The sequence below is a fragment of the Lentzea albidocapillata genome, from assembly GCF_000719115.1.
Taxonomy (GTDB): domain Bacteria; phylum Actinomycetota; class Actinomycetes; order Mycobacteriales; family Pseudonocardiaceae; genus Lentzea; species Lentzea albidocapillata.
The window spans coordinates 1-292 of sequence record NZ_JOEA01000097.1 but is presented as its reverse complement, the minus strand read 5'-3'; the positions used below and the strand labels follow the sequence as shown (position 1 = coordinate 292).

At 66.8% G+C, this 292-nt stretch carries 1 protein-coding gene; it reads right to left on the bottom strand.

What is annotated here, in order from left to right; genetic code table 11:
* On the bottom strand, nucleotides 1–292 hold a 292-nt coding region (locus tag IG04_RS47560; RefSeq protein ID WP_036017146.1), incomplete at both ends, for an LVIVD repeat-containing protein.

The window sequence follows — 292 nt, the reverse complement described above, 5'->3', positions numbered from 1 at the left end:
GAGGATGTCGACGTCCGCGCCGCCCGACTCGAAGTTGTCGGTCGTCACCACGTACGCCCTGTCGCCGGTGTCCCAGGCGAACGCGCTGTGAGTGTCGTTGGCGTCGCCACGCGACAGGTTCGCGCGGTCGCCGAAGTGCTCGGACAGCTTGACCGGCTTGGCGGGGTTGCTGACGTCGTACAGGGAGACGCCGCCGCGGCCGTTCTTGCCGCACTGCTCGTTGTTCATCACGAGCATGGTGCCGTTGAAGAACTTCGTGTCGACCTGCAGCGCTTGCATGCCCTCGCCGGGC